The sequence below is a fragment of the Sediminibacterium sp. genome (assembly GCF_030695065.1).
Lineage (GTDB): Bacteria > Bacteroidota > Bacteroidia > Chitinophagales > Chitinophagaceae > Sediminibacterium.
Map to the genome: position 1 here is coordinate 49133 of NZ_JAUYTR010000011.1, position 16414 is coordinate 65546.

At 37.1% G+C, this 16414-nt stretch carries 10 protein-coding genes; 6 read left to right on the top strand and 4 right to left on the bottom strand.

All coding sequences use genetic code 11. The features are described 5' to 3' along the window. Nucleotides 1-7 precede the first annotated feature (7 nt). Nucleotides 8-2398 carry a thiamine pyrophosphate-dependent enzyme gene (locus Q8S25_RS04125; protein ID WP_305535128.1) on the bottom strand — a complete coding sequence of 797 codons (2391 nt, stop codon included), beginning with the start codon at nucleotides 2396-2398 and terminating at the stop codon, nucleotides 8-10. Nucleotides 2399-2529: 131 nt separating this feature from the next. Between Q8S25_RS04125 and Q8S25_RS04130 the strand changes: the two genes are divergently transcribed. From Q8S25_RS04130 to Q8S25_RS04145, 4 genes are all read left to right on the top strand, one after another. Further along, nucleotides 2530-2904, top strand: coding sequence for a DUF1573 domain-containing protein (locus Q8S25_RS04130; protein ID WP_305535129.1), 375 nt, complete (start codon nucleotides 2530-2532; stop codon nucleotides 2902-2904). A 31-nt stretch (nucleotides 2905-2935) separates the two neighbouring features. Next, entirely contained in the window at nucleotides 2936-3307 is a 372-nt protein-coding gene (locus tag Q8S25_RS04135; protein WP_305535130.1) for a DUF1573 domain-containing protein, read from the top strand. 34 nt (nucleotides 3308-3341) lie between these two features. Continuing rightward, nucleotides 3342-4538: a pyridoxal phosphate-dependent aminotransferase gene (locus Q8S25_RS04140; RefSeq protein ID WP_305535132.1), complete on the top strand. Its 1197-nt coding sequence runs from the start codon at nucleotides 3342-3344 to the stop codon at nucleotides 4536-4538. A gap of 268 nt (nucleotides 4539-4806) precedes the next feature. Continuing rightward, complete coding sequence (locus Q8S25_RS04145) at nucleotides 4807-6246, top strand: hypothetical protein (protein WP_305535133.1); 1440 nt, start codon at nucleotides 4807-4809, stop codon at nucleotides 6244-6246. 1 nt (nucleotide 6247) lies between these two features. Here Q8S25_RS04145 and Q8S25_RS04150 read toward each other — a convergent pair whose 3' ends face one another. Continuing rightward, the gene (locus Q8S25_RS04150) at nucleotides 6248-6454 is read right to left on the bottom strand and encodes a cold-shock protein (RefSeq protein ID WP_295188143.1); all 207 of its coding nucleotides are present in this window, start codon (nucleotides 6452-6454) and stop codon (nucleotides 6248-6250) included. Nucleotides 6455-6573: 119 nt separating this feature from the next. Between Q8S25_RS04150 and Q8S25_RS04155 the strand changes: the two genes are divergently transcribed. Continuing rightward, nucleotides 6574-7014 carry a hypothetical protein gene (locus Q8S25_RS04155; RefSeq protein WP_305535135.1) on the top strand — a complete coding sequence of 147 codons (441 nt, stop codon included), beginning with the start codon at nucleotides 6574-6576 and terminating at the stop codon, nucleotides 7012-7014. A gap of 16 nt (nucleotides 7015-7030) precedes the next feature. Continuing rightward, the gene (locus Q8S25_RS04160; RefSeq protein WP_305535137.1) at nucleotides 7031-8419 is read left to right on the top strand and encodes an OmpA family protein; all 1389 of its coding nucleotides are present in this window, start codon (nucleotides 7031-7033) and stop codon (nucleotides 8417-8419) included. An 81-nt stretch (nucleotides 8420-8500) separates the two neighbouring features. Here the strand turns inward: Q8S25_RS04160 and Q8S25_RS04165 are convergent, their stop codons facing one another. Further along, the gene (locus tag Q8S25_RS04165) at nucleotides 8501-9700 is read right to left on the bottom strand and encodes a GAF domain-containing sensor histidine kinase (protein ID WP_305535139.1); all 1200 of its coding nucleotides are present in this window, start codon (nucleotides 9698-9700) and stop codon (nucleotides 8501-8503) included. A 134-nt stretch (nucleotides 9701-9834) separates the two neighbouring features. Beyond that, nucleotides 9835-16395 carry a LamG-like jellyroll fold domain-containing protein gene (locus Q8S25_RS04170; RefSeq protein ID WP_305535141.1) on the bottom strand — a complete coding sequence of 2187 codons (6561 nt, stop codon included), beginning with the start codon at nucleotides 16393-16395 and terminating at the stop codon, nucleotides 9835-9837. Nucleotides 16396-16414: the final 19 nt, after the last annotated feature.

The window sequence follows — 16414 nt, forward strand, 5'->3', positions numbered from 1 at the left end:
GATTTTATTATTCGCTCATCATTTCGTGAACAACCCTAATGATGTCTTCGGCATTTGGTTTACTAAAATAATCTCCATCACTTCCGTAACTAGGTCTATGCGCTTGGGCTGTAAGTGTTCTAGGGCTTACATCCAACCACTGAAAAGCTTTTTGACCTTCAATTACTTGGTTGTACATATAAGCAGCTGCACCACCAGGAACGTCTTCATCAACAAATAAGATTCTATTGGTTTTCTTTAAAGAATCTAATATTAAATGATTGATATCGAATGGCAACAAAGTTTGTACATCTATCACTTCGCAATTGATTCCCTCATTGGCTAAACGCTCTACTGCATCTTGAATAATTCTTAGCGTAGAACCATAAGAAACAATGGTTAAATCGTCGCCCGCTGTTAGTACTTCAGGAATACCCAAAGGAACCGTGTACTCCAATAAATTAGCAGGCATTTTTTCTTTTAATCTATATCCATTTAAACACTCAATCACCAATGCTGGATCATTAGAAGATAAAAGCGTATTGTACATTCCTACAGCTTGTACCATATTTCTAGGCACACAAACATACATTCCTCTTAAGGCATTTATAATCATTCCCAATGGTGATCCACTATGCCAAATGCCTTCTAATCTATGCCCTCTGGTTCTAATAATCACCGGACAACACTGTTGACCTTTTGTTCTAAAATGAGTAGTAGCCACATCGTCACTTAAAACTTGTAAACCATACAATAAATAGTCTAAATATTGAATTTCTGCAATAGGCCTTAATCCTCTCAAAGCCATACCAACAGCTTGCCCCATGATGGTTAACTCACGAATACCGGTATCAAAAATTCGGTCTCTACCATGCTTTTCTTGTAAACCAGCAAAGCCCTGATTTACATCGCCAATATAACCCACATCTTCTCCAAAAGCATACACTTTATGGTTCTGTGTAAACAGTGCATCAAAATATTTATTCAACACTTCAAAACCATTCACTAAAGGGGCATCAAAAGAAATTAATGGTTTAATTTCTTGAATCTTTAAAGCACTCTTTGCCGTTTGGTTGTATAAGTGAGAATTGTATAATTCCTTGTTTAAGTTTAATAACTCTTGGTAATATAATTGAACATCCTGGGTAGAAGGTGATGTAGGAGCCATTTCAATAGCTAAAGACAATGTTCTTAAAACATCTCTTCTTAAAGGCTCTTTGTTTTGAAGTAAGTCATTGGCCATTTTTTGTAAACGATTGTATTTATCCATATCGTTTACCACCAACTCTTTTAATAAAGTGGCCGCATTATCTGCTTGTTCCTTTATGGGGTTAATGTATTTCTCCCAAGCGCGCAACCTACTTTCTCTTACATGCTCTTTTGCAGCAGACTCCAAATCAGCTAATTCTTCTTCATTGCTCAATTGATTTTCGAGCATCCACTCTTTCATTTTTTTAATGCAATCCCAATCTTTTTCCCAAGCCAATCGTTCTGGTGATTTATAACGCTCATGGCTACCACTAGTAGAATGACCTTGTGGTTGGGTAACTTCTTCAACGTGAAAAAGTACAGGAACATGGGTGTCTCTTATTCTTTGGATACCTTCTTCAAAAGCCTGACAAAGTCCTGCATAATCCCAGGCCTTCAATTTGTAGATTCTTATACCATTGGTATTTTCCATTTTTTCAAGCCCTTTCAACGCATCTGAAATAGACCCCTTGGTAGTTTGGAAATTTTTAGGAACTGAAATTCCATATCCATCATCCCATACAAAAACGGCCAATGGTACTTGCAATACCCCAGCAGCATTCATGGTTTCCCAAAAATGTCCTTCACTGGTACTAGCATCGCCAATAGTACAAAAACAGACTTCGTTTCCGTTATGACTTAAATTGTCTAATTCTCTTAAGTGAATGCTTTGTCTAAAACATTTTGACGCAAATGCAAGCCCCAATGCTCTTGGCATTTGAGATGCAGTAGGCGCCATATCAGCAGAAATATTTTTACGATTGGCCAGGTCTAACCAGTTTCCATTATCATCTACCAACTTAGTAGCAAAATGGGCATTCATTTGTCTACCCGCACTAAATGGATCATTCTTAACATCAGGGTCTGCATACAATTGAGCAAAGTACTGTTCTACACTAGAAAGTCCAGCGGCAAACATGAATGTTTGGTCTCGGTAATAGCCGCTTCTAAAATCGCCTGGCTGAAAAAACTTAGCCATAGCCAATTGTGCAACTTCTTTACCATCTCCAAAAATGCCAAATTTGGCTTTTCCGGTAAGCACTTCTCTTCTACCTAATAAGCTTACTTCTCTGCTTATTAAAGCAGTTTTATAATCTTCTAGGATGGTATTTCTAAAACCTTCAAAAGACAACATATCGTCTTTGTATTGTAATGAAGCAGTTGATTCCATAAAACAAAAATAACATTAGGAACGGAATAGACTAACAATAATTAGTTTAATTGGAAATTAACGGGTTAATAACTGTTAAGATAAACTTTAAGCATTCAATTTTAGTACTTTTACGCTCTAAATTTAAGCGAATGAAATTTTTTTTAGTCCTTATTGCATTTTTGGGTATTTCTATAGGTGCAATTGCACAAGATAATGGGGCAAAAGTGTCTATTAAAAACGAAACCTATAATATGGGTAAAGTTACTTTTGGCAAACCTGTAGAATATTGGGTAGAAGTAACCAATACAAGCAAAGAAACCCTAAAATTGGAAGGTGTTAGAGCTGGCTGTGGTTGCACCACTCCAGATTTTACTCCAAATCAACAATTTAAACCAGGAGAAACAGTTAAGATTAAAATCCAGTTTAATGGATCTGTATTGGGCAAGTTTACTCGTTTTACAGATATTATTATATCAGGAGGTTTGGTTAAACAGACTAGCTTTACAGGAGAAGGCGTTCAATAATTATTCTACTCATTTAAGAAAACAAAAACATATGAAATCATTTTTTTTATCGGTGTTTCTACTTGCAGGATTAACCAGTTTTGCACAAAACGATATCAAGTTTAACAAAACCACCCATCAATTTGGTAAAATAAAAAAAGGGGTACCAGCAACTTTTGTGTTCACATACACCAATAATGCTGCAAAGCCTGTTGTTATTGAGTTTGCGAACGCAGAGTGCGGGTGTACCAAACCTGTTTACAACCAAGCCCCTACTCCAAAAGGTAAAACCAGTACCCTTAAAGTTACTTACAATGCAGAAGCAGTGGGTGTGTTTAAAAAGCGCGTAGATGTTAAGTTTGCCCACTCTAATCAACCTTACATTTTAACCATTGAAGGCGAAGTAATAGAAGCAAAAAAATAACCTTCTTTATTTAGCTCATATTTTAATTATAGCTATGTTAACCATTAGTAACAGAGGCAACGCTATGCCTTCTTCACCCATTAGGAAATTGGTTCCCTTTGCAGAAGCTGCTAAAAAAAGAGGTACCAAAGTTTATCATCTAAATATTGGACAACCAGATATTGAAACGCCAAAAATGGTATTGGATGCAGTACGAAACAGTGATTTTAAAGTACTAGAATACAGTCATAGTGCAGGCAATGAAAGTTATAGAAAAAAATTAGTTCAATATTATGCATCTGTTGGCATTCATGTAAATCACCAACAAATCATCATTACAACAGGTGGTAGTGAAGCCATACAATTTGGCTTTATGGCTTGTTTAGATGCGGGCGATGAAGTAATTATTCCTGAACCGTTCTATGCCAATTACAATGGATTTGCAGTAGCTGCAGGTGTTCATGTTGTACCAGTCACTTCTTCTATTGCAAATGGTTTTGCCTTACCTCCAATTGCAGACTTGGAAGCAAAAATTACTGCTAAAACAAAAGCAATTGTAATCTGCAATCCCAACAACCCTACTGGCTATTTATACAGCATGGCCGAGATGGAACAGTTGAAAGCTTTGATTTTAAAATACAATTTGTATTTATTCTCAGATGAAGCTTATAGAGAGTTTTGTTATGAAGGAGAACAGGTGAGTGCCATGCATTTAACAGGCGTAGACGAACACGTGATCATTATGGATACCATTAGTAAAAGGTACAGTGCTTGTGGCGGAAGAATTGGCGCCCTTGTTACCAAAAACCAACAGGTGTTAAACGCGGTAATGAAATTTGCACAAGCTCGATTAAGTCCACCCAGCTTTGCCCAAATAGCTGGAGAAGCTGCAATTGATTTGCCTGCAGATTATTTTGATACCACAAAGGCTGAATATAAAAGAAGAAGAGACCTTATTGTAAAGCGATTAAACGAAATGGACGGGGTTTTTTGCCCAAATCCAGGAGGAGCATTTTATGCTATGGCTCAATTACCCATTGACGACTCCGATATTTTTTGTCAATGGTTATTAGAGGAATTTAGCTATGAAGGTAAAACAGTAATGTTGGCTCCAGCAACTGGGTTTTATGGCACTCCAGGGCTAGGAAAGAAAGAAGTAAGATTAGCTTATGTATTAAATATCAATGACATAGAAAGCGCAATGGATTGCTTGGCACAGGCATTAAAAGCATATCCAGCTAGAATATCATAGATATATTTAAATTTATAATATTATCAAATTGTAAATTTTATGTCATTTTTTACAAAAAATGTTTAAAAAAGTACAAATTATTATTTTTTATATTTGATTTATTGACCAAATACTTGTAGTTTAGCAGTATCAAATTATTACGAACGATCTCTATAATGGCAAGCAATCGAAAAACCCCTCGTTTCTACGGGGGGTTTATTTTTTTCTACTGCCCAAGCTGCACGTGGAATATTTACATAGTCTTTGCGTTATTAGGACTGTGAAACCAATGCGAATTATACAACTACTCCTTTTTTCAATTTATTTATTACTAATTCATACAACTCAAATTGGATTTGCCCAACAATACCATGCCATACACGGTTCTTCCTATGCAGGAGTAAGTGGGGCTTTCAATAACCCTGCTTCTATTGGAAACAGTTTACATAGGTGGGATTTTCAACTTTTTTCTGGTCAAACATCTATTTATACTAATACCGTTTTAGCACAAGCGCTAAAAAATGCAGCAATCAATAGAAGCGGTGATTATTTAACAGATGGATTTCAAATTAGAAACTTGAATACCAATTCAGATTTAAGTTTGTTTTCTGCCATGTATCGCATTAATAAAAAACACGCTGTAGCCATTGCATTTAGGGGAAAAATGTATAACCATATTTATACCAACAATTTTAATTTACAAGATACCGCCACCAGTTTAAGAAGCTTTTTTAAAATTAATAGAACCACCCCTTTTTTAGATAGCAAATCAATACATGCTGGCTGGGGCGAAGTAAATTTAACTTACGCGGGTGCATTATTAGAAACCGACAATAGCAGATTAACTGTTGGAGCAACATTGCAGTTTTCGAAAAGCTTATTTGGCGCATTTTCTCAGATGAATAAAGCAAGATTTAGAGAAAATATTAACGGAACAGATACTAGTTATACTAGTACAAGTGGAGTTGGCGAATATGGCTATTCTGCCAATTATGATGTAATTCAACAGTTTGGTGCAACAAGTGCTACTATTAAAAGTTTTTTTAATGACGCTAAATCGGGAATGGGATTAAGCGTTGGTATAGAATATTTAAACTACAACAATGAAACTTATTTAGACAACCGTAATTATGAAGGAAGAATTTATAATTACAAAATAGGATTCAGTATTGTTGATATTGGGGCACAAAAATTCAATAACAGTGAATACACCGGTAGATTTTCTGAAAACAACAATGGCATAAGTGACGCTGCCATTGCAAGGGCATTTAATGGGGTAAATAATACTAGAGACTTAAGGGATTCCCTGGGAGTAATTTATGACTCTATTCAGGTATTGCCGGCACAATTTTCCATTGGCAATCCAACAAGAGCAATCCTGAATTTTGACAAACAAATCAACCCTACATTTTTTGTTAACACACAAATGGTTATTCATTTTAGTAATGCAAAAAACGCTCTAAAACAAAAAAGCAATGATTATAGTTTCCTTACCATTACCCCTCGATGGGAAACATTGAATTGGGGTATCTATATGCCCATACAATACACAAGGGATGGCCAAATATGGACTGGCCTAGCAATAAAAGCAGGTCCATTTATTGCAGGTATACATAGACTTGGTATATTGAAACAAGGAAGCTTACTAAACGGCGGAGGATATATTCTTTTGAATATACACCCATTCAGAAAAAAAGAAATGAAAAGTAGAATAGACTGTTTTGACTAGTCTATTCAGCACTTTGAATATTACCTGCTTGTTTTCCTTTTTTACCATCTGTAATTTCAAAAGAAACTTTTTGTCCTTCTTTTAAAGATTTGAATCCCCCCATATTAATTGCGGAGAAATGGGCGAATAAATCTTCACCACCATCATCTGGCTTAATAAAACCAAATCCTTTTGCATCGTTGAACCATTTTACTGTACCGGTAGGCATATTATTGTATTTAGACTTAAATATACTAAATAATATTTAAGCGTGAATATTACAATATATACAACTAATAGTGTAAGGATAATTAACGGTTATTGAATGTCCTTTGTGCAAACATTATTATGAAACCAATTTTACTCCTTTTCTTGTTAAGCTTTTTATGGCCACAGGAAAATTCTGCCCAAATTAAAGTCAATATCAATATAGGAAGCCAACCTGTGTGGGGTCCTATTGGGTACGATTATGCCAGATTTTACTATTTACCAGATTTAGACATGTATTACGATGTAAATAGAAGAGAATATATGTACAACGAAAACAATCGTTGGATATATATTAATCATTTACCTGATCGCTATAGGAATTACGATTTGTTCAAGGGATATAAAGTAGTATTTAAAGAAGATAGGCCATATGACAATCATGCCATCCATATTAATAAGTACAAAGGCTTTAGAAACAATCATCAACAAAAAGCCATCATTTATAGTAAAGACAAAAAATACCATGTTATCAAAGGACATCCTAGCAATAATGGAAATAAAAAGAATAAAAAAGATTAAAAATATGAAAACACAAATGCTGAAATGCTTACCAATCATAGCACTTATGCTAGGAAGCGCAGGAATAACTAACGCTCAAGAAATACAGGAAACAACAACAACAGAAATAAATCCAACATTATTCTCCGGAAATAATGGCTTTAGAAAATGGTCATTCGGATTAAATGTAGGGGCACTGGCTCCATTTTCTGCATTGGGCGGTAAAAATGATTTTTCTAAATGGGTTCCTAAACTAGGATATGGCGCATCTATAAAGTATCAAGCATCACATGCATTTGGAATTCAGTTAGATGGAGTAATGGGAGACTTGGCGGCTAATAATGACAAGCTAGTAAACGGATTAGCTCCTGTAAGTCCTTATAGATCATTTGACACCAAAATGAATTGGTCTGCAAGTTTAAGTGGCGTTATTACTTTAGCAAATATCAACTGGTCTCAAATGCGAACAGCGGTTCAACCCTACCTATCAGTAGGAGCTGGTGCAGTTAGTTATACCCCAAGAACAATTAATAATGCGGGCATTTCAGAAGGAATGTTACCAAAAGCAACTGATATTTCATTTTTTGTACCAGTAGGAATTGGGGTTAAAATGAATTTATCTAAGTCGGTTAATTTAGATTTTGGCTATACAATGGCCTATGTTGACAATGATAATCTTGATGGTTATTTTAAACCACCATATATAGGAGATAAATATTCTTATGGGCATATTGGTCTTGAATTTGCATTAGGCAAAAAAACAAAACCCCAAATGGCAACGCATAATCCTCCGGCTCAAATGAATAGAGAATTAAGAGCTGCTGATGCAAAAATGCAAGCAGCACTTGAAGCCAGTGAAGAAAACATGCGGAAAAAAATGGCTGAAATGAAAGGGATGCACGAAGAAATGGCAAAAATGAAAATGGATAGCGATGGAGATGGTGTATCAGACTATTTTGATAAATGCCCTGGCACAGACAAATCAGTAAAAGTAGATGGGGCAGGATGCCCATTGCCGGTTGTTGTTCCAAATAAAGACACCGTTATTAGAATAACCAATAACTATGTCATTACAGAAGAAGATCGCAAAATTGTAAGTGAAGCAATAAGAAACTTGGAATTCGAATTTGCAAAGTCTTCAATCAGAAACCGATCATTCCCTTACTTAAACAGGGTTGCAGACATGATGGCATTAAAAGGATTTAGTTTAAAATTAGGAGGTCATACCGATGCAGTGGGATCTAATGCAGCCAACTTAACCTTATCAAAAGACAGAGCAGAATCAGTTAAAAACTATCTGGTTTCAAGAGGTGTAAATTTTGGAAAGATTGAAGCTGTTGGATATGGAGAAACTCAACCAGTAGCTAGCAACAAAACTGCTGCGGGCAGACAAAAAAATAGAAGAGTAGAATTTACTTTGTATTAATCAGGCCGTAATTAGAACAGGAGTATAAAGAATCCCGGCCATCTTAATTGATGGTCGGGATTTCTATTTTAAACCAATAAGCTATTGAGGTAGGGACACTTTAAAATGTGTTCCCTTCCCAAGTTCAGATTCAATAGTTAGTGAACCATTTAATTCATCAATAAGTCGCTTTACTAAAGACAAGCCAAAGCCATATCCTTTTTCTCCAGTAGTGCCACTAGAAGAGGCTTTAACACCTTTTAAAATATCATCTATTTCGTTTTGAGCCAACCCTACCCCATTATCGGTAACTTCAATTTCTAAAATCTGCCCAGCTCCAGGATTTGAATGAATATTTAAATCAACTGAAATCTTTCCATTGTTATCGGTAAACTTAATAGCATTGGTAATTAGATTACCTGCAATCTGTAACAATTTATTTTTAGGGATAGGCTTTTGCTCTTGACCAACTTTAATTTTGAGCAATAATTCAATTTGTTTATTGGCAGCTTGTGGTGCATAAAGCCTTTCTAATTTTTCTTTAAAACTAAGTAGCGTAAACTCCTCTGCAACAATAACTCCTCTTGCTTGCAAATCTTCTGCATTTAATATTTCAGTAGCTAAGTCTAACAATGAATTACCTGCACGCTGAATTAGTTTCATGATTTCTAGAATATCATCGAGCTTTTGACCCTGTCCATGTTCTGTAACCATTTGCGCTAATCCAATAATTCCAGAAAGTGGTCCACGAATATCATGCGCAACTTTTTTACTGTTTTCGTTTATCTGACTTACTTTAGACTTCAGACTTTGTATATATTTTATTGTAGACAATCTGTTTACGACTTCTTTTGCTACAATTTTTAATAACTCCACTTTTTCTGGAGACAATTCCTTAGACTTTGTATCCATTACACAAAGTGCTCCTAAATTATGACCATCAGCTGTAGCCAGGGGAATACCAAAATAATATTCCAAATTAGGATTGTCTACAACATAAAATTTGTCTTTAAAACGATCATCTGAAGAAAGACTTTTAACTTCAAATTCATCATTATTCAAAATAGTGTATTGACAAACCGAGTCCTCTCTTTTCATTTGCTCAATTGGTAATCCAAAATTGGCAACTGACCATTGGGTGTAAGTATCAATTAAATTGACCAAAGAAATTTGGGTTCCAGCAATTTTTGCAGCTAATTCAACCAAGTCTTTTAATAAACTAGATATATCTGAATAATCAATATCGTATTCTGCTAAAGCCCAAACTCTATCATCTTCATTCTTGGGAATTGGTTGCTGCATTGTTTTAATTGGTTTATGCAAAATTAACGCAAGAATATGACGATTTTGTAATGATTCTTCTGAATTACTATAGCCCAATAAAAAAGGGGCCGTCTATTACTAGACAGCCCCCTTGGTTTGTTTAAGTTATTGGCTTACTTAATCTTGATCAACTGAACCACTTTACGCTGGTTGCCTTGAATAAACTCTACAAAGTAATTGCCTGTTGCATAGTTCTGACCCAATTGTAACGTGCTGTTCGCAGCTTGCTTAGCTTTCGCATCTACCAATCTACCCGCTGCATCTACTACTTTTATATTCACTGGCAATTCAGACTTACTTACCAATTTCAATGTAAAGTACGTAGTACTTGGATTTGGCATCACCGTCACTTTTAAGTCGTCGGCTACAACTACATCTTCTGCTGTTTTGTTGTACACTGGTTGTGCATCAGCCGCAGCTATTGGTGCAGCCGTTCCGCAAGCATAGCTGTTCCAGATAATATTTCTGCCATCTCCCTCTACCTCGTATCCAATGAATAGACCAGTCATCTTCACCACTGTACTGCTGTGGTTCTTATGACAACCTTCTCCACCTTTTACTTTAATGTCTCCAGTAGGGGCATATACATTCGCTATTACCGTGGTGTTGCCGCCTTTCACTTCAAACTTCTGATCGCCATCACCATGACCTCTGTCGTGGTCATCATCATCTCTATCGTCGTCATCGTTGTCGTGTCCTTCGCCATGTCCATTGCGGTGTTTATTGCAATCGTGGTTGCTTTGCTTGCCTAAGTAGAACGTTACTTTGTTTCCATCTGGATTAATAAAGCAATCTTCTTCTATGGTTACATGTTTCGCTACTCGTATGCTGGTATTGTCTGCAAATCTTACTTGGGTTAAACCATTGTTTGGTCCCTTACCCACTTTCAAGTGCTCTACATTAATAACTGTGCTTGTAAATCTTACCACACTGCCTTCTTCTATTTCAATATTGCCATAAGTATTACCACTTAAGGTTACATTAGAACCCTTTCTAATCTTCAGGTTCTTGTAGTTGCCACTTAAGCTGATGGTTGCGCCTTGGTTAGTTGTATAGTTTGGTAAGTTATTCGTGTTGCTGGTGTTGTACTGCATGGTTGGTAAGCTTACTGTTGCTACGCCTATCAATCTTACTGGCACATTGGCTCCTTGCTTCACTTCTATCTTAGGTGCTTTTACAAACGCACCAGGTGCTGCTACCGAACTGTTCTTACCAATCTCTGCCTTACCCTTCTTGCTCATTACACCTACACTACCTGTTTGTACCGTATTGTATTCTTTAAGTTCTGCTTCTTTATAAGCTAAGATGGTGTAATTGCTGATGGTGTTTTGTTTGCTGTACTGGTAGCTTACCGCTGTTAAGCTGGTACATCCCTTGTTGTCTGTTACATACAAACTATACGTACCATCTCCATTCGTATTGTCTAAGGATACCGCTTGTGTACTTGCAAACGATGCATTGTTGTAACTCCATGCATAGCTGCTGATAGCACTTGTGCTATTTGATACTAATACCAACTTATTACAGAACGCATCTGGGTTAGAAGCTGCAATAGTGGTCGTAGGTGCTTTGTTCACCGTTACAACTATTGACTTCACAGTTACATTACCGTTTACGTCAGTTACCGTATAAGTGATTGTGCTCGCTCCTACATTAAAGGCAGTGCCCGCATCAAAACCAGTACCGTTTCTTTGGGTAACACCCGTGATAGCGTAACTAACCGTTGCAACGCCACAATTATCTGAAGCACTTACCACAGGTAGCGTGTATAATCCTGAAGTATTCTCACAGAATACCGGTGCAGCAGGTAAGTTAATAACTGGTGCAGTATTGTCTGTTACGATAATCTCAAAAGTTCCTACTGATGTTCCTACCGCATTGGTGGCAGTAGCGGTTACTACCGTAGTGCCTAATGGGAAGGTTGATCCTGGTTGATGTGAATACGTAATCGTTGATGCTGGAATGGCTGTGGTTTCTGTTGCAGCAAAGTTTACTACCGCTCCACAATTGCTCGCAGAAGCATCTACACGAATAGTTGCAGGTACCACAATCACTGGTGGAACGCCTACTACGGTTACAGTGAATGTAGTGCTTGAACTATTGTTGTATTGGTCAGTAGCTAATACTGTTACAGTAGTGGTTCCTATTGGGAATACTGAACCACTTACTGGAGTTGCTACTATAGTTACTTGACCGCCACAATTATCTGTTGCAGTTGGTAAAGTATAATTAACAACTGCTCCGTTTGCACTAGTTGCAATCGCATTCAAATTAATAGTTGCTCCTATGATTGGTGCAGTTACATCTTTAACAGTTACTTCAAATGTTCCTACTGATGTTCCTACTGCATTGGTTGCAGTAGCGGTTACTACTGTGGTTCCAACAGGGAAAGTTGATCCAGGCTGATGTGAGTAGGTGAGTGTTGATGCAGGTATGGCTGTGGTCTCTGTTGCAGCAAAATTAACTACCGCTCCACATGCATTCGCTGGTGAAGCAACCGTAATTGTTGCAGGTACTACAATTGAAGGTGCTATCCCTTTAACAGTAATATTCATTGTTGAAGTAGCAATATTACCTACTTCGTCAATTGCAGTAAATGTTACTATAGTTGTTCCTATTGGGAAAGTTGAACCACTTGCAGGTAATGAAGTTACTATTACGTTGCTTGAGCAATTATCTGTTGCTGTTGGTAAAGTATAATTAACTATTGCACCTGCTGCAGATGTTGCAATTACTGAGCCATCTGCTTGTGTAGGAGTAACTATTGTTGATGTTCCAATAACTGGAGGCGTATTGTCTTGAACTGTTACAATTTGTTGAGCCATTGAGGTATTACCACTAGCATCTGTATAAGACCATGTACGCTCTAAATCATAAGTCTTAGGTGTTGATCCGCCAGCGTAAATTTTCAATTGATCTATTAAACCTATGAATGGTTTAGAATTGTCTCTGTAGTCTTTTCCAACATATGAACCAATTGTTCCATTCAATGGTAATAAAGGTCCTGAACCACTAGCAACAAGGTTTCCGTCTACAAACACTCTTCCGTTTGTTCCTTGTCTTTCAGCAATAATATGGTGCCATTTGCCATCATCTACTCTTACACTTGAAACCAATTCAAATTGGAAAGCGTTATTATATACCATAAAGTAGACCTTACCTGGAAATTGATTTCCGCCATTATGATCTGAACCAATATTTAAAATGTATTGACCATTGTACTGACCATCTCTTTGTTGAATTACAGTCATTGGTGAACCAGAGCTGGTTTTAACCCATACTGATAATCCAAAATTAATAGTACCGTTTAATGAAGCACTAGTACCAAAATTGACGTATTGGTTTAGGTTGCCATTGAAACTAAGTGCATTTCCAGATATGCCTGGTACAAAAGTTATTGAACCCACATTTGCTCCAGTAACAGCGCCCTTTGAATCATTTGCATTATTCTCGAAGTTAAATTCGTGAACCAAATCAGTCTTCATTCCACTACCCATAGACTCATACATCAGGCTGCTAGTAATAGCACTAAAATCAGAAACATTTAATGCTATTTGCGTTGGAATTGATTCACAAGTAACAATAATATTTGCCGGCGGATTACTAATAACAGGTGGTTGGATATCTAGCACTGTTACGGTGAATGTGCATGTTGCTGTACTACAAGTATTAGTTGCAGTAATAGTAACCGTTGTGGTTCCTATATTAAATGACTCTCCTGATCCTGTTCCTACTCCACTTCCTGTAGTTGCACCACTAAATGTATAAGATAGAGTAGCTGTAGGTGTAGAAGTAACAGTAGCATTATAAGTAACGATTGCGCTATTGAATCCTGAAGCATTGTTGGCAGTTTGATTGCTAGGACAACTCGTAAACACTGGCGCCTTATTCACTGTAATATTAACTGGCGCTGAAGTTGCAGAACAACCCGCTGCGTCCGTAACGGTTACAGTATATGGTCCATCAACAGTAGCAGCAATGGACGGTGTTATTGCTCCGTTACTCCATAAATATGTTTGCCCAGCTGATGCTGTAGACACCCATGTAGGATTATTAACTAAAGCACCAGTACCATTGCCAGCAGCATCTGCAGTTGATGTTCCTGTACCTTCATTAAACTTATAGTACCTAATTAAATTAGGCGTGCCTGATGGAATAGGAAGTGCAGCTGCATCAGATAATACTTGTGCATCTGTTCGCTGAACATTCCATATTCTGAAGTCGTCTATAGTTCCACTAAAAAATCGCTCATTGCCATTCCATGAACCAATACTATATGAAGCATTACCAACAACTGGAACCGATCCAAAGTATAGGCCAGTATTGATCAAGACTCCATTAACATAAAACTTCACATAATTTCCAAATCTAGAATAAACCACTGCTATGCGGTAGGTGGTATTTGGAACAAAATTAAAAGTACAATACTGATCTACTGGATTAGCTCCATTAATGGCAAACTGAAGGCGTCCATCAGGAAAGAATTGAAAATGAATTGTACCCGTGTACCAACTATTGTGGTTCATTAATACTTTAAAAGTACCGTCTGCTAGTACTGTTGGTGTTATGGTAGCTTCAATAGTAATATCATTTGTTGTAGCAAAACCATTAGGAACATTTACGTGTTGAGATCCATTAAACCTCAAAGCATATGGTGCAGCGTTTAACGGCACATTGGCTCCTTCACAAATGGTAGTTGCCCCATTGACTGCTATATCTGCTATTGGTTTACTAACAGTAACAGTGAATGTTTTGGTTGATGTACCTAAAGTGTTTGTTGCTGTTGCAACAACTGTAGTTGTACCTATTGGAAATATTGAACCTGGCGCAATTGAATAAGTAATAGTTGAACTAGGAATTCCTACTGTTTCAGTTGCAGCAAAATTAACCACAGGATCACAGCTTACTATATTCGTTGGAACAACTATTGAAGGAGCAACTCCTGCAATTACAGTGATGGTAAATTCTTGTTCAACATGAGAAGGATTACCATGGTGATAAATATCTTCTAATTCTAAATGAACAGTATTTGATCCAGCATTTGCTGCAGTAGGTGTACCTGTTAAAACAGCCGTGGTTGGGCTTGTTTGCGTAAGTGTTAACCAAGCTGGTTTTGTTGCAGCTACTATATCTAAATGATCACCAAATGGAATATCAGGATCTGTAGCCACAATATTATAAGTAAAAGGTTGACCTGCCATCACCGTTAATGATGTTGGAGGTGTACTCGCAAATACTGGTGGCGTATTTACTTCTATTTGATAATTATGTTGTGTAAATATGGAAGGCAAATTGCTTATAACAGCTTGAAAATTCAAATTGTGTAAGCCCCAATTTGCAGGGGTTGGCGTCCAACTTAATGTGGTTGTTGCTAAATTAGCGCCTGTTGTAGGAATTGCTGGTGAAAGCGTTGCTCCATTAGGAATGGTTGCAAATGCGATACTTACATTAGAACCTAAACTACTTGATGCAACAATTTGATCTTGGTGTAAAACACCAGTAAGTATTTGTCGAGCAGAATTCAGTACAGGTGTTGGTGCCACAAAAACTGGAGCAGGTTCAGCTACCACTTTAATAGTAACCGAAGTTGAACTTTGTACACCTACATTATCGGTTGCACTAAAATTTAAAACAGTAGCGCTTCCAATTGCAGCTCCATTAGGCGTGTAACTAAAACTGGTTACAGCAGGATTGCCAGTAGCTGGTAATGGATTCGCGCTAAAGTTGGCCAAACTGATGGCTGAATTTAAACCAGCAACTGATAAACTAACCGTACTATTAACATCAGGATCAGTTGCTCTAATTCCAAAACTTAAAGTTTGTCCTGCAATAACATTAAACTCGGCACCATTAGCAGGGGTTACTGAATAATCAAAAGCAGGAGGATTAGATGGTCCAACCATATTAATTAAAAAGTCTAGAAAAATAGTATTCCCATCATTATCTTTTACGGTAATCATGGCATTGTATTGTTGCCCTATTGATTTACCTACCGTATTGAAAGTGATTACACCTGCAGGAGAAATAGAAAACCCAGTTGGATTAGAAGAGTTGATTAAACTTCCAGTAAAAGCAGGAGTAGCAAATGTGAAAGTTGTACCAGCGTCAGGATCTGATACTGGAACTGAATAGGTTGCGGCAGGAGCACCAATAGGCATATTGATGATTGCTGGCATATTCGATACCGGCGGATTACCTGGTGCATTGGTGTTTAGAATACAATAAACATCCCAAGGTTGATTGGCGTTATTTGAGATGGTACTAATTTTAGCATTACTCGCAAAACTTAACCTTGTTGGGGTTGCTGATTTATTTAATACTACCGTAGCAGTTGCAATATGATTTCTCCATTGGCCGGAAGGATCTAGTACCAATGGACCTGTTACAAGGAATGATCCAGTATTTCCTCCTGATCTAACAATAGAGTGTGAAGGTGTAGTTGTTCCAAAATTCCATGCCAAGTTCCAAGATGTAGACAAGGTAACTTGATAAGTAACAGTGGTAGGCGTTTCAGACAATCGTGTTGCTGTCATCACACCATATCTAAAGTGCGATCCAAATACAGCAATTGTACTACTCATTAAAAAGAATAATACAAAAAATGTCTTTTTCCATTGAACGGAAAAGGTAGACTTTTCCGTTATGGGAATAGTTGGGCAGGTAGAAATTCGCATAGGTTTCTTTAATTAAGTA

Coding starts and splice junctions, on each gene's coding strand:
- Q8S25_RS04160 (WP_305535137.1), top strand. CDS start 7,031: ATGCTGAAATGCTTACCAATCATAGCACTTATGCTAGGAAGCGCAGGA.
- Q8S25_RS04145 (WP_305535133.1), top strand. CDS start 4,807: ATGCGAATTATACAACTACTCCTTTTTTCAATTTATTTATTACTAATT.
- Q8S25_RS04130 (WP_305535129.1), top strand. CDS start 2,530: ATGAAATTTTTTTTAGTCCTTATTGCATTTTTGGGTATTTCTATAGGT.
- Q8S25_RS04150 (WP_295188143.1), bottom strand. CDS start 6,454: ATGCCTACCGGTACAGTAAAATGGTTCAACGATGCAAAAGGATTTGGT.
- Q8S25_RS04155 (WP_305535135.1), top strand. CDS start 6,574: ATGAAACCAATTTTACTCCTTTTCTTGTTAAGCTTTTTATGGCCACAG.
- Q8S25_RS04140 (WP_305535132.1), top strand. CDS start 3,342: ATGTTAACCATTAGTAACAGAGGCAACGCTATGCCTTCTTCACCCATT.
- Q8S25_RS04125 (WP_305535128.1), bottom strand. CDS start 2,398: ATGGAATCAACTGCTTCATTACAATACAAAGACGATATGTTGTCTTTT.
- Q8S25_RS04170 (WP_305535141.1), bottom strand. CDS start 16,395: ATGCGAATTTCTACCTGCCCAACTATTCCCATAACGGAAAAGTCTACC.
- Q8S25_RS04165 (WP_305535139.1), bottom strand. CDS start 9,700: ATGCAGCAACCAATTCCCAAGAATGAAGATGATAGAGTTTGGGCTTTA.
- Q8S25_RS04135 (WP_305535130.1), top strand. CDS start 2,936: ATGAAATCATTTTTTTTATCGGTGTTTCTACTTGCAGGATTAACCAGT.